Below are 17,086 nucleotides of genomic sequence, written 5' to 3' on the forward strand. Positions count from 1 at the left end.
AGGAACCTGATGTATGGGCATAAACCCGTCCAGTGAGCCCGAGGTTACGGGATATCAAGGAGGACAAGCTGCATTGCAAAAATCCAAGACTCCGCGAACGCTTTGGCGTAATGTTACCTTTCGGAGGATATTGTACGGCTATGGTATCTCCGTATTCGGGGATTGCTTTAATGGGATTGCGATCAGTCTGTGGGTGTTACAGACCACAGGGAGTGCGAAGAGCATGGCGGCCGTACAGATCTGCAATATGGCCGTCAGTTTTTTATTCGGATCGGTGGCGGGTACGGTTGCAGACCGATTGGATCGCAGGAAGCTGATGCTGGCCTCGGATGTATTCCGCGGCGTAATGGCTGTGCTGATTGCGATTAGCTTATTTGGTTGGCATGCGCCGTTCCCGGTGGTACTGCTGTTGCTCTCACTCTCCATGTTTTCAAGTCTGTTTCAGGCACCTGCATTCCACGCCTCAGTGGCAAGTATGGTAGGCAGGGAGCATATTCAACAAGCAACCGGAACCATTCATATGGTGGATAATCTTGCCCGAATCAGCGGTCTGGCCGCGGCGGGAGTTGCTGTGGCTGCATTTGGAGGATTCGTCGCTATATTAATTACAGGGGCAACCTTTCTGTTGTCCGCAGTCTGTGTGCTGATGGCGGGCCGCTTTCCTGAAGTACAGCGATCCGTTAGTCAGCAGACCACGTTTGTTCAGGAATGGCGCAGTTCGTTTGGCTACATTTATCGGAATCGTCTGATTCGATCCATTGTATTGCTCAATCCAGTGCTAATCTTGTTTTTCATGTCAGCCATGATGCTGGTTCAAGTGATGGCAGTTAAGGTATGGGAGGCGAATCCGGTACAGTTTGGATTAATTGAGACCTGTATTCCACTTGGATATATGATGGGCTCTGCACTGCTGATTGCTTCGGGAAAACGATTGAAGCGAAGAGGGAGATGGGTATTTATCGGTCTGATTGTTTTAGGCCCACTCTATATTCTTTTGGCGAATGTATCCTCACCAATCATGGCGTTGCCGTTAATCGTGGGCGGAGGAGCGATGTTCGCCTGCTGTACGATGCTCACCCAGATTATGCTGAGGACAGCCGTACCGGACGAGCTGCAAGGAAGGGTCTATGGTGTCGTTGGAACAATCACCAGTACAGCGCCTATTCTGGGATTGACGGTTGTCTCCGTATTGGCAGATCAGTGGGGGGCAGCTTCTGTGCTGCAAAGCGTGGGCATATTGCTGTTGGCCACAGGTATTCTGGCAGCCACAACATTGAAGTCGATTCGAACCTATCAATAAAACGTAGTAGGGAGTATGCATGATATGGATTGAACCACATGTACACATCAACAGAGAGTGGGATTGAGGTAATCTTCGCAGCTTATGAAGAACCTAAGCATTCTGGCTAAGTTAAACAAAACAAAATAAAACAAAACCCGGAGCATACGCTGCGTTAGCGTAACTACTCCGGGTTAACTTGTGGACAGAATATTCTATTGCCAGTTTACATTTACAGTCGCTGTACCGCTGGCTGGTGTGGTAAATGTGTGGTTGGAACCACCTTCCCACGTAATGGTTGCCCCATTTTTCTTGAAAAATTTGAACTCCAGCTGTTTTCCGGCAGGAACGCTCACATCATAGTACCAAGTTGGGTAGGCGTGGATAACCTGATTGAATGCAGGCCCAATAGCTGTTGTGCCCGTACTCCAGTTGCCCAGTTCTGCCACATTACCTGTCAGATAGATGTTCTGACCCAGTGTGGTGGAAGCGTTGTTAATGACGAATCGTACAGTGACCTGATCACCTGTAAGGATGGTGAAGTTGTTATAGGCATTGCTGTTGACGCCATTCGCAGCTACTTTCACAGCATAATTGCCTGCGGCAACAGCTGGGATCGTCACTTTGATTTGCGTATCTTCCCAGGATGTAATGGCTGCACCAGTAACGGCTGTTGTACCGAAGTATACGGTACCTTTGGTGGAGCCAAATCCACGTCCGCTAATCGTAACAACATTACCTGGTTTGCCCATCACCGGACCTACATGTCCAATCGTTGGTGTTGTTTCGCTTGTTGTATACTGCCAGACCGCGGTTGCCCCGGCAGCAAGCGTGAATGAAGAGACGGTACCATTGGTGGAAGTGATGTTATTACCGTTCAGTGCGCCGCCCAGTACATCGGTGTAGTTGCCTGTTGGCAGTGAAGTGCTTAGATTCGCAATGCTCGCTGGTGTGGAGAGATTACGGTTCACGGCAACAACAGCTACACTTTTGCCGAATTTGCGCTCATAGATATACACATCATTATTGATCCAGCGTTGCTGCGTGGAGCCGTAGGCGATCGCCGGATTGGATTTGCGAAGAGGAGCGAGCTTGCTGATGACGTTGAAGGCCGTTGTTGTTTTGGAGAAAGAAGGCATTTTGGCCCGATTGTCAGGGTCCCCGTTACCTGTCAGATACTGTTCGGTACCATAATAGATGGCAGGTACGCCGCGTGAAGTCAGCGTGAAGGCCAGCGCCTGTTCCAGACGACGGTTATTGACGGCACTTGTTTTGAAGCGATCCATATCATGGTTGTCGATAAACGTAACTTGATCATTTACCTGATTATAATCTGCCGCTGTGCCTGTAATCATCGAATCGAGGGCATACATGTTGGATGTGTTATCCCGGAAGACGTTACGTACGGCAGAGTTAAAGCGGAAATCAAGCAGACTCATCCCGGATTCATTGGCAAATTCCGTGTTATCCGCATCGGATGCAGCAGATCCCAGGAACCATTCACCGAAGGTGAATACAGGTTTATGTGCATAGATGGAGGACATCCAGCTCTTTTGCCAGCCGAGAGGCATATGTTTCACCGCATCAACACGAATGCCGTCCACGCCCATATCAAGCCATAGCTTGATTGCATCTTTGAAATATTGGTCAATAGTACTGTTATTGTGATTCAGGTCTGCGAGGTCATAGAGGTTTTTGTAGATACCATTCTCCAGGGAGGAAAAATCGGAGCCGCCGTTGTGATGGAAATAGCCATTCGTATCATTTGTGTATCCGCCAACCAGATTACCGTTATCGTACAACTTGCCATTCTCAGCAAAGGACGTATCGGTTTCCATGGCAGGAGACGTATGGTTCGGTGCAAAGTCAATGACGATCTTGATACCTTTGGCGTGAGCGGTCGTAATCAGATTCTGAAAGTCAGCCATCGTTCCGAAATACGGATTGGTCTTCTTGAAATCACGTGCCCAGTAGCCATGATAAGCTGTGTTGATTACGCCGCCATAGTTGATCGTGGCGAAGATATTCTCAACCGGCTGGGAGATCCACAATGCGGTAACGCCCAGATCGCTGAAATAGTTATCGTTGATTTTGTTGATCAGGCCTTGCCAGTCGCCTCCGCAATACAACTTCAGGTTGCTGCAAGTGGCATCGTAGGCAGCTCCAGTGGGATTGTTGGAAGGATTGCCGTCTAGGAAGCGGTCCGTAAAGATCTGATAGATGACGTCTGTACTGAAGTTCTGCTTGTTGGTAACTGCGGTATCCGCATCGGCATAGATCGCGGAAGCAGGCAGATAGGGAAGTGCGCCTCCTGCAAGTAAACTGAGTGTCAGTGTTGTGCTGAGGAGTACGCGTTTGGCCATTTGAAACATAGTAATCCACCCTTCTCGTGAATGTAGTAGTTTAGATAAACAACCAACCTGGCTTTTGAATAATAGCGCTTTCAATACAACGGAATGATACGCAGTGGATTAAAGACTTCCCTCCTTTTGACACGCCAACAACCCCGGCATCTCCTTCGGGAGTTACCGGGGTTGTCCTAAACCGCTCTGGTTTAAAAGCATGGCCCTCGAGTTATGATCACAACGTTATCGTAAGAAATATTGGATCTTATGTCAATAACTTTTTTGAGAGCATTTATTTTCTATTTTTATGTTTACAAAAGCCCGTAAGCGCATTAAACTATTCGCAGATTCACAATATAAGGGCTATGTATCCCGGGACACGCACGTGTGTTTTGGGACAACCCCGTCTCTTCTGAGGCGGGGTTATTTGTATTATGCAGTCGAATCGGGAGAAGAGAGGCGGTTGATGATCGTTGAGTACCCATTCTGTCATCGAATGTTTGGAAGGCATTCAGGCGTCACGGCTGGGCAATATCCGCAACATTTATGTGTATCTCCCGCCCGGTTACCATGAGCATACAGCTCGGCGTTATCCGGTTCTGTACGTTCATGCAGGGCAGCGGGCTTTTGGTCCGTCCGGGCCAGGCAATGAAACATGGAATATCGATCAGGCAGCAGACGGTCTTATTTCTTCTGGGCAGATTGAATCACTGATTATTGTCGGCATTACGCATGTCCGTCCAGTCACGCACAACGAATTCTATCACTTCATCGCTCCGGAGAGAGAGGCCGTGAGTGTGGGGTGCTCAGGCATCGCCTATGAGCATTTTATCATTCATGAACTCAAGCCGCTCATTGATCATCGGTACCGGACGTTGCCGGACAAGGAGAATACCGGGCTGTTGGGTTCATCTGCTGCGGCACTTTGTACATTGCACATGGGGATGCGAAATTCGGATGTTTTCGGAAAACTGATCATGATGTCGCCATTCTATGTGGATGTGCAGCTGGACGAAACATCGGAAAGCGGGCTGTTGGAAGAAAACATGTATCGCTTGCCAGAAGAGGTACCCGACGTTCGGATGTGGATAGATATTGGAGACACGGAAGGCCTGTTTCTGCCTTCCCAGGTCAGAAGGGTAGCTCATCAATTACTTGAACGCGGAGTCAGAGCGGATGAGGAATTGGCATTTCTGGAACAGCCGGATGCCTGTCATCAGGAAGGTGACTGGGGAGCACGCGTTCATCTCCCGTTACTATACATGTTCGGCCACGTAGGTAAACCCACCTCGCTTCAACTGCTTGGCAGGGATGTCATCGGACTACAGGGTGGAATGACCGTGTGTATCAATGCACTAATGCACTACGAGAGCGGATGGGTTCGGAGTCTGCTGCATGGAAATTATACTTCAAGTGACCCGGATGTAATCCAGGTTCGTTCGAATGGAGAACTGGTGCCTGTCGGTATTGGAAGTGCATCCATCACGCTGACTATGGGGGGACTGTCTGCTACACGCATCTATACTGTGGTTCCTGAATTGTCCACTCATGTGGAGGTCTGCATTCATGCAGAGGTAGCCTCAGAGGAAGGGACGCAGGAAACGATCTATGGTGGGATGGGCATGAAGCTTGTCCGTTCCGGTATAGGTCGATATGAAGGTTGTTACCGTGTTCCGCGTGATAGTGGATTCTCCTTCCGGTTTACTCGGGGTTTCCGCCGCTTCGAGACCGATGTGGATGGCAAACCTGTTGTCAATCGTGTATTTCGAGCGACAGATGATATGTCTGTACATTATTTAATCCAATCCTGGGGCAGTACTTCAGCCAAAACGGGAACAGGAGGCCCAAAATGATCATTCCTTCATTCGCTCCAGTGCTGGACATTCCCTATTATTATCCCTGCAATTTCCCTCTGATTCATGAAGTGCTCCATCAGCAAGGATCCATCACAAGTCTTGCACTGCTGGCGGCAAGCCGGTTGTACAGCCTTCCATCGTGCGGGGATAACGGACTGGTAAAGCCTTATTTTCACAAACTGGATTATGTTGAGCCGATCTGGGAGATGTATGGTCAGCGAGAGCTGGACAGCTTCGAGGAAGGCAAGGCGCAGATTAGGCAGCATATCGGCGATGGGGGGCTTTTTTTGGCTACAGGAACCAGTTATCATCTGCCTTATTGTGAGGATTATCAGAATCCGGAATACATTCGCAAACACGTGAAGCAAGGCTCCCGACTGCATCTGGTAGACCATTGGATTGCCGTGTATGGTCTGGAAGATGAGCATGTTCACGTCTATGATCCAGTGCCCTCCAAGTACAAGGGGAAGGTTGCTCAAAGAGCCTTTCATGATTTCTGGAAAGGGAACCAATGCATACCCGAGCTTGCTCAGGCGAAGCGCAAAGAGAAACTCCGAACGTTTGGCACCATGGACATTCGGGCAACTGTGCAGCTTGATTCTGCCGGGTACCGAGACATGTTGAACCAAGCGTTAACAACGCAGATTGAAGAATTTCTGACAGGCCGGACGATTACACAAGGAGAGAGGAATTATTATTTTGGACATGCGGTGTCTCTGCAGCTCATGGATACGTTGCATGGGACGAAAGAAGGAGATCAAGCCAATGAAATGTTAATTTCGGGTCTGCTCTTCGATATGCGATGGAGCCGGTATTTTCTTCGAGATCTTCTTCAGGAGTCTGCCTTATGGCTAGGTTCACCACTTGATCAATATGCAAGAAAATTCAGCGACATCATTGTACGGTGGGAGAAGGCATACAATATGCTGCAGGTCAGCCGGATGAAGAACCGCGAGCACTGGAAAGTACAGCTTACAGGTGTCATTAAAATGTTGATCACGGATGAGTGGCACTGGTATGAGTCGCTTCGACAGTCCATGCCTCAGGCAGATTGCTTTCAACGTCAGACCGTGCCAATGATTGAACAAGAACACAGGGAGGCTTTGCTTCGTATCGTGCTGGATAGTTGCCGGGAGTTAAATGCATACCATAATACATCGATTCCGCTTGGTGAGGGCGGTAACGCTCTGCTATACGGACGAAATGGACAACTGGATTCGCTGGAACTCGTGTCATTGCTTGCTGTGGTGGAGCAGGGAATCGAAGATCGTTGGGGTACGGGAATGGGAGCTGCTCTGGCGGAGATAGCTGCTGCTTCCATGCCGGAAAGTCCCTATCAGACGGTAGGCTCACTTGTTGATTATCTCGCACAACAATATTCGCCTGCCGGTGAGGAGGAAGCAAAATGTTAAACCAATTCTTGCTTGAACGATTCGAGGAACAGGGACAGCATCCTGCACTGATCTGGAAGGATCAGGAGTACAGCTATCAGTGGCTGCTGGAACAGGTTGGCGTCATGAGTGAGTGGATTATAGCAGAAGGGCTAACGGGGCAACTTGTAACGCTGGAGGAAGACTATTCCCCATATGCAGCGGCAGCATTGGTTGCTTTGCTCGGGCAAGGGTGTATCCTGCTCCCCATGGATCGGTACCTGGTTGAAGCCAAACGACAGGAATATATTGAACTGGCACAGGTGAAATGGCGATTGGGCGTTGAAGATGGCAAGCTGTGCATTCGGCAAACGTGTGAAACTTCTGGAGAGATTCCTGTGTTGTTATCTACGCTGGCACAGGAGGGTGTAGGAGGCCTGGTACTCTTTTCATCCGGATCGACCGGAGTGAGTAAAGCGACTGTGCATCGTGCAGATCGGCTGTTATATCGTTTTCGCCGGCGGGTTCGGCCCTTGCGAACGATTCCATTCATGATGTTTGATCATATCGGCGGTGTGAATACCATGCTGCAGTCCCTGTCCAGTGGGGGATGTCTGTGTATCATTGAGGATCGATCTCCCGAAGAAGTGTGCCGGACGATTGAGAAGTTTCGTGTGCAGGCGCTGCCCGTCTCCCCAACATTCATGAATCTGTTGCTGTTGGGCAGAAACGATGAAGGGTATGACCTGTCCAGTCTCGAGGTTGTATCATACGGATCGGAAGTGATGCCTGAGTCCGTACTGGCAGCCTGGAATCGGAGATTTCCACAGATCAGGACGATACAGGCCTATGGTATGTCTGAACTTGGTATTCTGCCAACCCGTTCCAAAGAACCAGGTTCTCTGCTGTTCTCCATTCAAGATGAAGAGGTCAAGTACCGGGTGGTGGAAGGAGAATTGCAGATTCGTACAGCAACAGCGATGATCGGATATCTGAATGCACCATCACCTTTTACGGAGGATGGATGGCTGCGTACCGGAGATGAAGTCGTATTGGAGCAGGGGTACATTCGCATTTTGGGCCGCCGTTCGGAGATTATTAACATAGGGGGACGGAAGGTATATCCTGCCGAGGTTGAGGGTGTGCTGGAAGAGATGGAATGTATTGAAGCGGCGGTAGTTTCGGGAGAACCGAGTGGTATCACGGGTCAGAGAGTGAAGGTGACTATCCGGCTGGCTACAGAATGTACTCTAACCGATCTGCGGCGGTCCATCTGGGAATATTGCCGGGACAAGCTGCCTTCTTATAAGATTCCGCAGAAAATCGTAATTACACAGGGAGAACTCGTAAGTTCGAGAATGAAGAAAATTCGTAAACCGTCGATGTCGATATCCTTCGCCTCGGCTGGGAAATAGGTTGCTGCCACCAATGAGTTTTATCTCAATTGAATCGCTACCGCTAACGAATCTCAAACGTCGTATTAAGGGGATGATCAAGAAAAGTAAAACTTAACGAATCTCAGCAACGTTATTCCGTCGAAAACACCGCTTCTGCTTGCGAAAATCGACTTATTAAACAAAATAACATTTCTCTGATTCGTTAGACATTTAGCCCGGATATAATGAAGCAAATAACGTGTGCTTGGTTCGTTAGAATATGACATATAAAACGCATAAGATGCAGGAGAGGCTGTCCCTGGTCGTCAATATGACCTGGAGGACAGCCTCTTTTGGAGTTATATCGCCTTGTTAGCTGTATTTATATCAAGCTTCCGCAGGTTGTTTGACCTCCATTTGCAGTAAGGAGAAGCCGTAAGCTTCCAGATCGAGGGTCAGTTTATTTTGCCGGGATTCCACTTCGTTTGATGTGTACAGATTTCGCCAAACGTTACGATCTGCCAAAGGCAGTTCAAGAGTACATGGCTCATCTCCTGCATTCAGCACAAGAAGCATGCGCTCACCTGTATGCGAATCCGATCGTTCGATGGCAAGACAAGGGTCTCCGGCTTTTGCATATACAATCTTCAGTTCCGTGCTGCGCAGCGCAGGGTGCTGTTTGCGAAGGGCAATCGTATGGGTGAAGAATTCCAGAAGTTTACGGTTCTGCTTGGTCTCATCCCATTCCATACACTTGCGGCAACCCGGATCATATCCCCCGTCAAGCCCCACTTCGTCTCCATAATAAATACATGGCACACCTGGATACGTAAGCAGCAACGTAACGGCAAGTTTCATCTTACGCTCGTCTCCATCACATAAGGTCAGCAGTCTGGGTGTATCATGACTTCCAAGCAGATTGAAGGCAGCTTCAGTAACCGTTTGTGAATAGGCTGCAAGCAGTTTGCCGATCTCATTGGCAAATCCGAGTCCATCGAGCTTTCCGTTCACGGTGTAGTCCAATACCGAATTGGTAAACGGATAATTCATCACGGCATCGAATTGGTCCCCCTGAAGCCACATGAGCGAATCATGCCAGATCTCACCGAGCAGATACGCATCAGGTTTGATGGCTTTTACCGTCTGACGGAATTCGCGCCAGAACTGGTGATCCACCTCGTTGGCCACATCGAGCCTCCATCCGTCAATGTCCATCTCCTCGATCCAGAACCGTCCGACCTCCAGCAGGTATGCCTTCACGTCAGGGTGTTCCGTGTTCAGCTTTGGCATAAGCGGTTCAAAGGCAAAGGTATCATATGTGGGTATGCCATCCTCCACACGTGGCGGCCAGTCTTTGATATAGAACCAGTCTGCGTAGGGGGAATCGGCTCCATTTTTCATGACATCGACAAAAGGAGGGAACTCTCTGCCGGAATGATTGAACACCGCATCCAGAACGACACGTATGCCGCGCTGATGACATGCATCCACAAAGGTCTTGAACTGTTCATTGGTTCCAAAATGAGGATCGACCTTCATATAATCGCCTGTATTATATTTATGATTCGTGGTGGCCTCGAACAGCGGACAGAAATAGATGGCATTGATGCCCAACTGGCTGATGTGATCCAGATGATCAAGCACACCTTGCAGGTCCCCGCCGAAGAAGTTCACAGGTGTGGGTTCCCCTCCCCAGGGTTCAGCATTGTTGGGACTGATAGATGGATCGCCATTGGCATAACGTTCGGGGAAAATCTGATAAAACACGGCGTCCTTCACCCACGCAGGCGGTTCAAAAATGTCGACCGGATTCATAAATGGAAAATCAAAAAACTCCAGTGGATGGTCAGGCAGCGCCTGCTCGAATCCGCGCTCCGTCATCCAGACTGATTCCTCTCCCTGAATCAATTGGAAGCCATACCGTAATCTGCGATAGGGAGGTGAGGTCTCGGCTTCCCAATAGTCGAACATCTCATCCCGGGCAAAGATGCGCATGGGGATGTGTGTGATTGTTCGATCCCAGGCATATTTGTCCCCGGTAATGGCAATCACCGCATCCAGATCACCGCGTTTGGAACGAAGACGCAAATGCATGGTCGAGCGATCATAAGCATAGGACCAATTGAGTTTGGGACGATGATAAATGGCTTCAAGAATCATGTGAATCACTCCTCGTTAGATGATGAGATTTCAGATCAATGCGGCCATAAAACGCAAAAAAGGCACAACCTCTATTGTTCACGAGGTTGTACCTTTCGGCAGCATAGCCTTTTGATTATAGTGCTATTATACGAACTAACTCAGCAAAAGAAAACACTTTTTTTCCTTAAATTTCAAAATTGTTTTTTAGAAATCATATCCAAGATTATTGGCGTAGGCAGACAGTTCTTTTTGATATTTCTCGATATTTTTCTTGCCGGCAGCAATTTTGGCATTAGCTTGTTTCAGGACAGCGCTGTTTACCGTAGTTTTGGAGACCGCTTTTTTGGCGAGTTGGAATCCTTCCAGTTGCGTATAGCTCCCTTTGATCAGGCTGGCATGGATTTTTTGCAACTCTGCAGTTTGCGGTTTAATCAGTTTCAGCTTGGATACATATTTGGTGTAGTTAGGAATTGCAGTGTTGGTCAGTTTCAGGAACACGGACTTGCGATTGGAAGATGTAATGTAAAATCCGCCTCCCAGTGCATTGAAAGCTTTCTCCTCATATACTGCTGCGAGATCCAACTGATTCAGGTAGTCCAGGAAATCTTCTTCTTCAACCGTAGGAATCGGTTCTTGTTCGGACGTGTCAACTTCTTCATAGTATTCGTCTTCCGAATATGTGGTGGTTGAGTCATCCGCAGCAGCGGCATAAGACCCTGCAGGTGCGAACACCCCGCCGAGCAAAACAAAACTCATAATGATTGATAGTAACCATGATTTCTTCACGTGCCAATATCCCCTATCTATAGATGTGATTTTATTCCAATGGATAATCTAACATAGTACGACAAGAAATTACAGGAAGGGTTTTACAGCAAAATCCTTTTCATATGCATAAAAATGAATAATTAATTTACCATCAAAATTACATTGTATTAGATGAAGAAGAATTACGATGAGAAATGGGGCTAATTCGCATAAGGGTAAAAATTACATATATGGTGAGTAGGGATGCGTATTGTATCGATATATATTATATGGTCTCAATTAATATGTATCTATTTATAGTTGTTTTCAGAAGTAATAGGAGCTACGAGCGAGTGAGAAGTTTTCCTAAATAAAATGCTTGTATAATGATTTCATCTCCATTACAATACAATTGATAATGAGATTCAATATCATTTAGATAAAAAGGGGAGACAAGTTACATGTATAAAGTAAAGAAAAAGCTATACATTTATGCAGCATTTATTCTGATGATTTCACTGCTTGCTGGTTGTGCTTCGGGGGGAAGTGCCGAGACGACGAATACGTCCAGTCAAGCTGCAAGTAATAGTGAAAGTGATACAACTGCCAGTGCGGCTGAAGATCAGACCCGAGTGATCAAGCATGCCATGGGTGAAACGACAATAAAGGGAACACCGCAAAAGATCGTGACGCTGTTCCAAGGTGCTAATGATGTAGTCGTTGCACTGGGCGTGAAACCGACAGGCGTGGTTGAATCATGGGTTCAGCAGCCCGTCTATGAATATCTGAGAGCCGATCTGGATGGAGTTCCACAAGTAGGACAGGAATCCCAGCCCAATCTGGAGGAGATCAACAAATTGAAACCTGACTTGATTATTGCTACGAAGATCAGACATGAAGAGATCTATGATCAATTGTCCCAGATCGCACCAACGGTAGTAACGGAGACCCTGTTTGATTGGAAAGAAACCGTGAAGATGGCTGGGGAAGCGATGAATATGGTTGAGCAATCGGATAAACTGTTGTCAGATTGGGATGCCCGTGTAGCAGATTTCAAAGAGAAAATGGGTGATCGTCTGCCAATTGAAGCAACCATCACGAATTTTAGAGCCGATCAGGTTCGTATTTTCTACATGGGTTATGCAGGTAAAATTCTGAAAGAGCTTGGATTCACCAGACCCGAAGGACATGATGCAGACACATGGGGAGTTGAATTGACTTCCAAAGAGAATATTCCGGACATGAATGCGGACATGATCTTTAACTTCAATTCAGGCACCAAAACCGATGCGATTCAGAAAAATTATGATGATTGGACCAGCAGCCCGCTGTGGAAGAATCTTGATGCAGTCAAGAACAACCAACTGGTTCAGGTTGATGAAGTGGCCTGGAACATGGCAGGTGGATACACATCGGCGAACATGATGCTGGACGATCTATATAAGCAGTTCAACCTGAACTAACTAACAGGAGCAGGACCTGCCGTGCACCAGGACATTCGTTAACGAAGTGTATGGGCAGGCAGGTCCTTTTCATTTTACAGATGAAAGAGTGAGAATATGTTTCCCCTTTTTACAAAGGCAAGCGCCAAGATCTATGGGCTGGCTGGTTTATTCATATTATTTCTACTTGCTTGCACAGCCAGTATGATTCTGGGACGCACGCATATCACATTTCAGATGGCATGGGATGCGCTGCAATTCTATGACGATAGCTCGGTGGAACATGTGGTGCTCCTGACAGAGCGGTTGCCACGTACCATTATTGCCGCTGTCGTTGGAGCAAGTTTGGCTGTGGCGGGTGCACTGATGCAGGCATTGACACGTAATCCGCTTGCCTCACCAAGTGTGTTCGGGATCAATGCAGGGGCAATCTTTTTTATTGTCATTGCCATCGTAGTATTGTCCGTATCCTCGCTGACCACCATGATGTGGTTTGGTTTTGCCGGAGCTGCGGTTGCCGCGGCGATTGTGTATGCCTTGGGTTCCCTTGGTCGGGATGGCCTGACACCGATCAAAATTGTACTGGCGGGGACGGCAATCTCGGCATTGTTTGCCTCGTTCACACAGGCGATTCTCGTGTTGGATGGAACCGGATTACAGGATGTGCTCTTCTGGCTTGCCGGTTCAGTTAGCGGGCGGACATTGGATATGTTATATCCCGTTCTGCCGTACATGACAGCCGCAGCCATTGTCTCTCTGTTCATGGGCAGAGCGATTAATCTGCTATTGACGGGAGACGATATCGCCAAAGGCATGGGACAGAATGTACTTCTGGTCAAGGTGCTCATGGGCGTTGTTACCGTATTGCTAGCGGGTGGTTCGGTTGCCGTAGCCGGTTCGATCGGTCTGGTCGGTCTGGTTGTTCCGCATATCATGCGTGCACTGGTGGGCAATGATTACCGCTGGCTCGTTCCTTACTCTATTGTAGGGGGAGCCATTCTGCTGCTGTCCGCAGATGTGGTTGCCAGACTGGTAATCATGCCGCAGGAAGTTCCACTCGGTGTCATGACTGCATTGATTGGCGGACCTTTCTTCGTATACATTGCCCGCAAGGGGGTGACGAAGATATGAGGAAGATGTTGACTTTCCGCAATAAAAAAGACACCTTATCGATGCAAATGGAACGAAAATCACTGGTTGTCATCAGTGTGTGTATGCTCTTGTTTGTAGTTGCAGGAGTAGTCGGTACCAGTGTGGGCAGTGACTTTATTTCTCCGCTGGATGTACTTCGAACGATATTTGGTCTGAACGAAGGGGAACATGACTTCGTCGTGCTGACCCTGAGATTGCCACGAGTGTTATTGTCCCTGCTTGTGGGTGCAGCGCTCGGTATGTCAGGCGCGCTCCTGCAAGGTATTATCCGTAATCCATTGGCCTCACCGGATGTCATCGGTATCACTGGTGGTGCGGCTGTTGCGGCTGTGGGGTTTGTCACGTTGCTGGGCGGAGCGGTGAGCATCAAGTTATTGCCGCTATTTGCCATTGTCGGTGCACTTCTGACGGCATTGATCATCTACATGCTTGCCTGGAAAAAGGGAGTCAGTCCGATCCGCTTGGTATTAATCGGAATTGGAGTGTCGGCCATTACCGGAGCTGGAACGACCTTTATGCTGATCCTGAGTCCGTTCTACACGGCAGGTCAAGCCTATATCTGGCTGACAGGAAGCGTGTATGGAGCATCGTGGACCGATGTTCGAACCATATTGCCGGTTATTGTGATTGTTGTACCGCTGGCGATCTGGTTCGCCCGCAGCCTGAATGCACAGGAGTTCGGGGATGACTTGGCCACAGGGCTGGGTGTAACGGTACAGTGGCATCGTTCTGCATTGCTGTTATGCAGTGTACTGCTTGCGGGAATCGCCGTGGCTGTGGCCGGAACCATTGGTTTTGTAGGTCTGATCGCACCACATATTGCCCGGAAACTGGTCGGTCGGATGTTTGGCAGTATGCTGATCGTGTCTGGACTGGTTGGTGCTCTGCTCGTATTTGCCGCAGATCTCATAGCACGTACGGCCTTTCTACCGCTTGACGTTCCCGCAGGGGTATTCACCGCAGGCGTAGGCGCACCGTTTTTCCTGTATTTGTTGTTCAAGAATCGAAATCAGTTTTGAGGAGGAGAGGACTGTGAGTATTCTGGAAGCCAAGGAGCTTACGATCTCCTATGGAGCAGATCCCATTATTGATAATTTGAACCTGACCATTCCCAAGGGACAGATCACCGTTCTGATTGGCAGCAACGGATGTGGTAAATCTACGCTGCTGCGTACGATGGCCCGGTTGCTGAAATCCAGTTCAGGTTCCGTGCTGCTGGATGGTGAAGAGATTGCGAAGCTGCCGACCAAGGAGATTTCAAGACGCATGTCCATCCTGCCACAGGGTCCGACTGCCCCGGAAGGCCTGACGGTGAACCAACTGGTGAAGCAAGGACGTTATCCGCATCAGACATGGTTGAAGCAGTGGTCACGAGAGGATGAGCGCATGGTCAAGCTGGCACTGGAGTCCACGCATCTGACTGAACTTGCGGATCGGCCTGTAGATGCCCTGTCCGGTGGACAACGTCAGCGTGCCTGGATTGCAATGACCCTCGCACAGGGTACGGAAACGCTGCTGCTGGATGAACCTACAACCTATCTGGATATGACTCATCAGATTGATATCCTGGATCTATTGTTTGAGTTGAATGAACGGGAAGGACGCACGATTGTCATGGTACTTCATGATCTGAATCTGGCATGTCGGTATGCGCATCACATTGTGGCTGTTCACAACAAGTCCATCTACGCGGAAGGTAAACCGGAAGACATCATTACGCAGGAGATGGTCCGTAAGGTCTTCCAGATGGAGTGTGAGATTGCGGTTGATCCACTCTTCGGTACACCAACCTGCATCCCGCATGGAAGGGGAAGGAAACTGAATGGGGAGCAGCGTTACACTCAGTTGGCTTGATTACTTCAATAAATGATTCGACGAATGATGATTCAAGCGATATCGCTATTTTTTTTCAACCCACCTCGTCAACACTTCTGCGTTTAATGAAGATAACAGGAACAGGCAAGCTCTTGGTTTCATACAATCCAGAGCTTGCCGCTTGTTGTACCTGTTTTTCGATGTAACAAACCACACCAGCATAAATCTAACCTAAAATCAATCTTAATTTTCCTTAAAAGTTTATTATTGACAACAAAGAACGAATTGCCATAAAATAGATTTTATATGATATTGATAATCATTATCAATATCATACTACAATAAATATTGATGAACGTAGGAGCAATATAAGTTGAATTAATCATTTACATGCAACGGAGAGGACAGAAAAAACCTGGGGATAACAACGATTGGAAGGTTGTCCTGTCATTGTAGTGTTGGTGTAAATAATCTTTAATTCAACTTATATAGGAGCGAGTACCTTCATTCGATCGAGGAGGATTTTCAGTGTTTCCGAAAGGGATTCATAATCTGCAAAACCGACTCATTATAAGCAAAGCGAGGGAAATGGGGATCACCTGTGAGCCCCTTCTTGAGGGATGCGAGGATTTTCTGAAGCTGGCAGTAGGGGACAAGCAGATCATCATTAACAAAACCAGATCTCATCGTCTGCCGTTAATCGCCGGATTGCTCGCGAAGAACAAGCAGGCATGTAATATGCTGCTGCATGAACAGGGCATGCCTGTACCTTCCTATATCGTGATCCCGGAGATGGGGAGTGAAGCAGTAGCTTTTCTGAATAGATACCGCTCCATTGTGGTGAAACCGTTGGATGCGAGCAGCAGCATGGGCGTGACGCTGGATGTGCGTACTGAAGAGGAACTGGAGGCAGCCATTCATCTTGCGAGTGTGCACGGCAGCAGCATTATGTTGCAGCAATATGTGACCGGAATCGATTACAGAGTGCTGATCATTAACGGTGAAGTGGCGGCTGTGAATGAGTATCGACCTGTCTATGTCGAGGGGGATGGAACTTCAACCGTTCGCACATTAATTGAACAGTTGAATCAGGAACGAATGAAGATTACGTCCATTGGCGAGTATGAAGCCTTTCCCCAGGTGCATGCAGAAACGGAACGATTGTTGGAGGTATTACATGCACAAGGCACAAGCCTGGATGAAGTTCCTGCCGCTGGTGAAGAAATCGAGCTATATGATCTCCGTAACTCAGCCGCCGGAAAAATCAGTGAATTCTACAAGGATTGTACCGAGATCATTCATCCCGAGAATGCGCGAATGATCGTTCAGGCGGCCCAAACTCTTCAGATTGATGTAGCAGGGGTCGATGTTCGTTGTCGTGATATCCGCACGCCGATCTCCAGAGAAGAAGGGGGCATTCTGGAAGTGAACGCCTTGCCAGATCTCACACACCACGTCTTTCCCCATGGGGGGACAACTCGTGATGTGGTGCGGTTATACCTGGAATACTTGTGTCAGGAACAACTTGAATATAACTCATATAACTTATAACAACGTATAGA

The 17,086-nt window shown here is 48.2% G+C and carries 12 protein-coding genes; 9 read left to right on the forward strand and 3 right to left on the reverse strand.

Annotated elements, in window-relative coordinates:
- Positions 1-13 precede the first annotated feature (13 nt).
- Positions 14-1,300: an MFS transporter gene (locus MKZ12_RS04820; RefSeq protein ID WP_339259031.1), complete on the forward strand. Its 1,287-nt coding sequence runs from the start codon at positions 14-16 to the stop codon at positions 1,298-1,300.
- 194 nt (positions 1,301-1,494) lie between these two features.
- On the opposite strand, the gene MKZ12_RS04825 is transcribed toward MKZ12_RS04820, so the two are convergent.
- The gene (locus tag MKZ12_RS04825; RefSeq protein WP_339259033.1) at positions 1,495-3,651 is read right to left on the reverse strand and encodes an alpha-amylase family glycosyl hydrolase; all 2,157 of its coding nucleotides are present in this window, start codon (positions 3,649-3,651) and stop codon (positions 1,495-1,497) included.
- 446 nt (positions 3,652-4,097) lie between these two features.
- Between MKZ12_RS04825 and MKZ12_RS04830 the strand changes: the two genes are divergently transcribed.
- Genes MKZ12_RS04830 through MKZ12_RS04840 form a run of 3 tightly spaced genes read left to right on the forward strand, consistent with a single transcriptional unit; the run spans position 4,098 to position 8,265 of the window.
- Positions 4,098-5,477 carry an alpha/beta hydrolase-fold protein gene (locus tag MKZ12_RS04830; RefSeq protein WP_339259035.1) on the forward strand — a complete coding sequence of 460 codons (1,380 nt, stop codon included), beginning with the start codon at positions 4,098-4,100 and terminating at the stop codon, positions 5,475-5,477.
- The gene (locus MKZ12_RS04835) at positions 5,474-6,892 is read left to right on the forward strand and encodes a hypothetical protein (RefSeq protein ID WP_339259037.1); all 1,419 of its coding nucleotides are present in this window, start codon (positions 5,474-5,476) and stop codon (positions 6,890-6,892) included. The genes MKZ12_RS04830 and MKZ12_RS04835 overlap by 4 nt, the downstream gene beginning before the upstream one ends.
- On the forward strand, positions 6,886-8,265 hold the full coding sequence (locus MKZ12_RS04840; RefSeq protein ID WP_339259039.1) for a fatty acid--CoA ligase family protein: 1,380 nt from the start codon (positions 6,886-6,888) through the stop codon (positions 8,263-8,265). Before MKZ12_RS04835 ends, MKZ12_RS04840 begins: the two co-directional genes overlap by 7 nt.
- 348 nt (positions 8,266-8,613) lie before the next feature.
- On the opposite strand, the gene MKZ12_RS04845 is transcribed toward MKZ12_RS04840, so the two are convergent.
- Both MKZ12_RS04845 and MKZ12_RS04850 read right to left on the reverse strand, forming a co-directional pair.
- On the reverse strand, positions 8,614-10,386 hold the full coding sequence (locus tag MKZ12_RS04845; protein ID WP_339259041.1) for an alpha-glycosidase: 1,773 nt from the start codon (positions 10,384-10,386) through the stop codon (positions 8,614-8,616).
- A 186-nt stretch (positions 10,387-10,572) separates the two neighbouring features.
- On the reverse strand, positions 10,573-11,154 hold the full coding sequence (locus MKZ12_RS04850) for a hypothetical protein (RefSeq protein WP_339259043.1): 582 nt from the start codon (positions 11,152-11,154) through the stop codon (positions 10,573-10,575).
- Positions 11,155-11,576: 422 nt separating this feature from the next.
- Between MKZ12_RS04850 and MKZ12_RS04855 the strand changes: the two genes are divergently transcribed.
- From MKZ12_RS04855 to MKZ12_RS04875, 5 genes are all read left to right on the forward strand, one after another.
- Positions 11,577-12,578 (forward strand): iron-siderophore ABC transporter substrate-binding protein, encoded by a 1,002-nt coding sequence (locus MKZ12_RS04855; protein ID WP_339259044.1) that lies wholly within the window; start codon positions 11,577-11,579, stop codon positions 12,576-12,578.
- 96 nt (positions 12,579-12,674) lie between these two features.
- Complete coding sequence (locus MKZ12_RS04860) at positions 12,675-13,688, forward strand: iron ABC transporter permease (RefSeq protein WP_339259045.1); 1,014 nt, start codon at positions 12,675-12,677, stop codon at positions 13,686-13,688.
- Entirely contained in the window at positions 13,685-14,728 is a 1,044-nt protein-coding gene (locus tag MKZ12_RS04865; protein ID WP_339259046.1) for an iron ABC transporter permease, read from the forward strand. Before MKZ12_RS04860 ends, MKZ12_RS04865 begins: the two co-directional genes overlap by 4 nt.
- Positions 14,729-14,741: 13 nt before the next feature.
- The gene (locus tag MKZ12_RS04870; RefSeq protein ID WP_339239876.1) at positions 14,742-15,563 is read left to right on the forward strand and encodes an ABC transporter ATP-binding protein; all 822 of its coding nucleotides are present in this window, start codon (positions 14,742-14,744) and stop codon (positions 15,561-15,563) included.
- Positions 15,564-16,052: 489 nt separating this feature from the next.
- On the forward strand, positions 16,053-17,075 hold the full coding sequence (locus MKZ12_RS04875; RefSeq protein ID WP_339259048.1) for a hypothetical protein: 1,023 nt from the start codon (positions 16,053-16,055) through the stop codon (positions 17,073-17,075).
- The last annotated feature ends 11 nt before the right edge of the window (positions 17,076-17,086 follow it).

Source organism: Paenibacillus sp. FSL R5-0713, assembly GCF_037973325.1.
In the GTDB taxonomy this organism is placed as follows: Bacteria; Bacillota; Bacilli; order Paenibacillales; family Paenibacillaceae; genus Paenibacillus.

Coding starts and splice junctions, on each gene's coding strand:
- MKZ12_RS04820 (WP_339259031.1), top strand. CDS start 14: ATGGGCATAAACCCGTCCAGTGAGCCCGAGGTTACGGGATATCAAGGA.
- MKZ12_RS04825 (WP_339259033.1), bottom strand. CDS start 3,651: ATGTTTCAAATGGCCAAACGCGTACTCCTCAGCACAACACTGACACTC.
- MKZ12_RS04835 (WP_339259037.1), top strand. CDS start 5,474: ATGATCATTCCTTCATTCGCTCCAGTGCTGGACATTCCCTATTATTAT.
- MKZ12_RS04840 (WP_339259039.1), top strand. CDS start 6,886: ATGTTAAACCAATTCTTGCTTGAACGATTCGAGGAACAGGGACAGCAT.
- MKZ12_RS04845 (WP_339259041.1), bottom strand. CDS start 10,386: ATGATTCTTGAAGCCATTTATCATCGTCCCAAACTCAATTGGTCCTAT.
- MKZ12_RS04855 (WP_339259044.1), top strand. CDS start 11,577: ATGTATAAAGTAAAGAAAAAGCTATACATTTATGCAGCATTTATTCTG.
- MKZ12_RS04860 (WP_339259045.1), top strand. CDS start 12,675: ATGTTTCCCCTTTTTACAAAGGCAAGCGCCAAGATCTATGGGCTGGCT.
- MKZ12_RS04865 (WP_339259046.1), top strand. CDS start 13,685: ATGAGGAAGATGTTGACTTTCCGCAATAAAAAAGACACCTTATCGATG.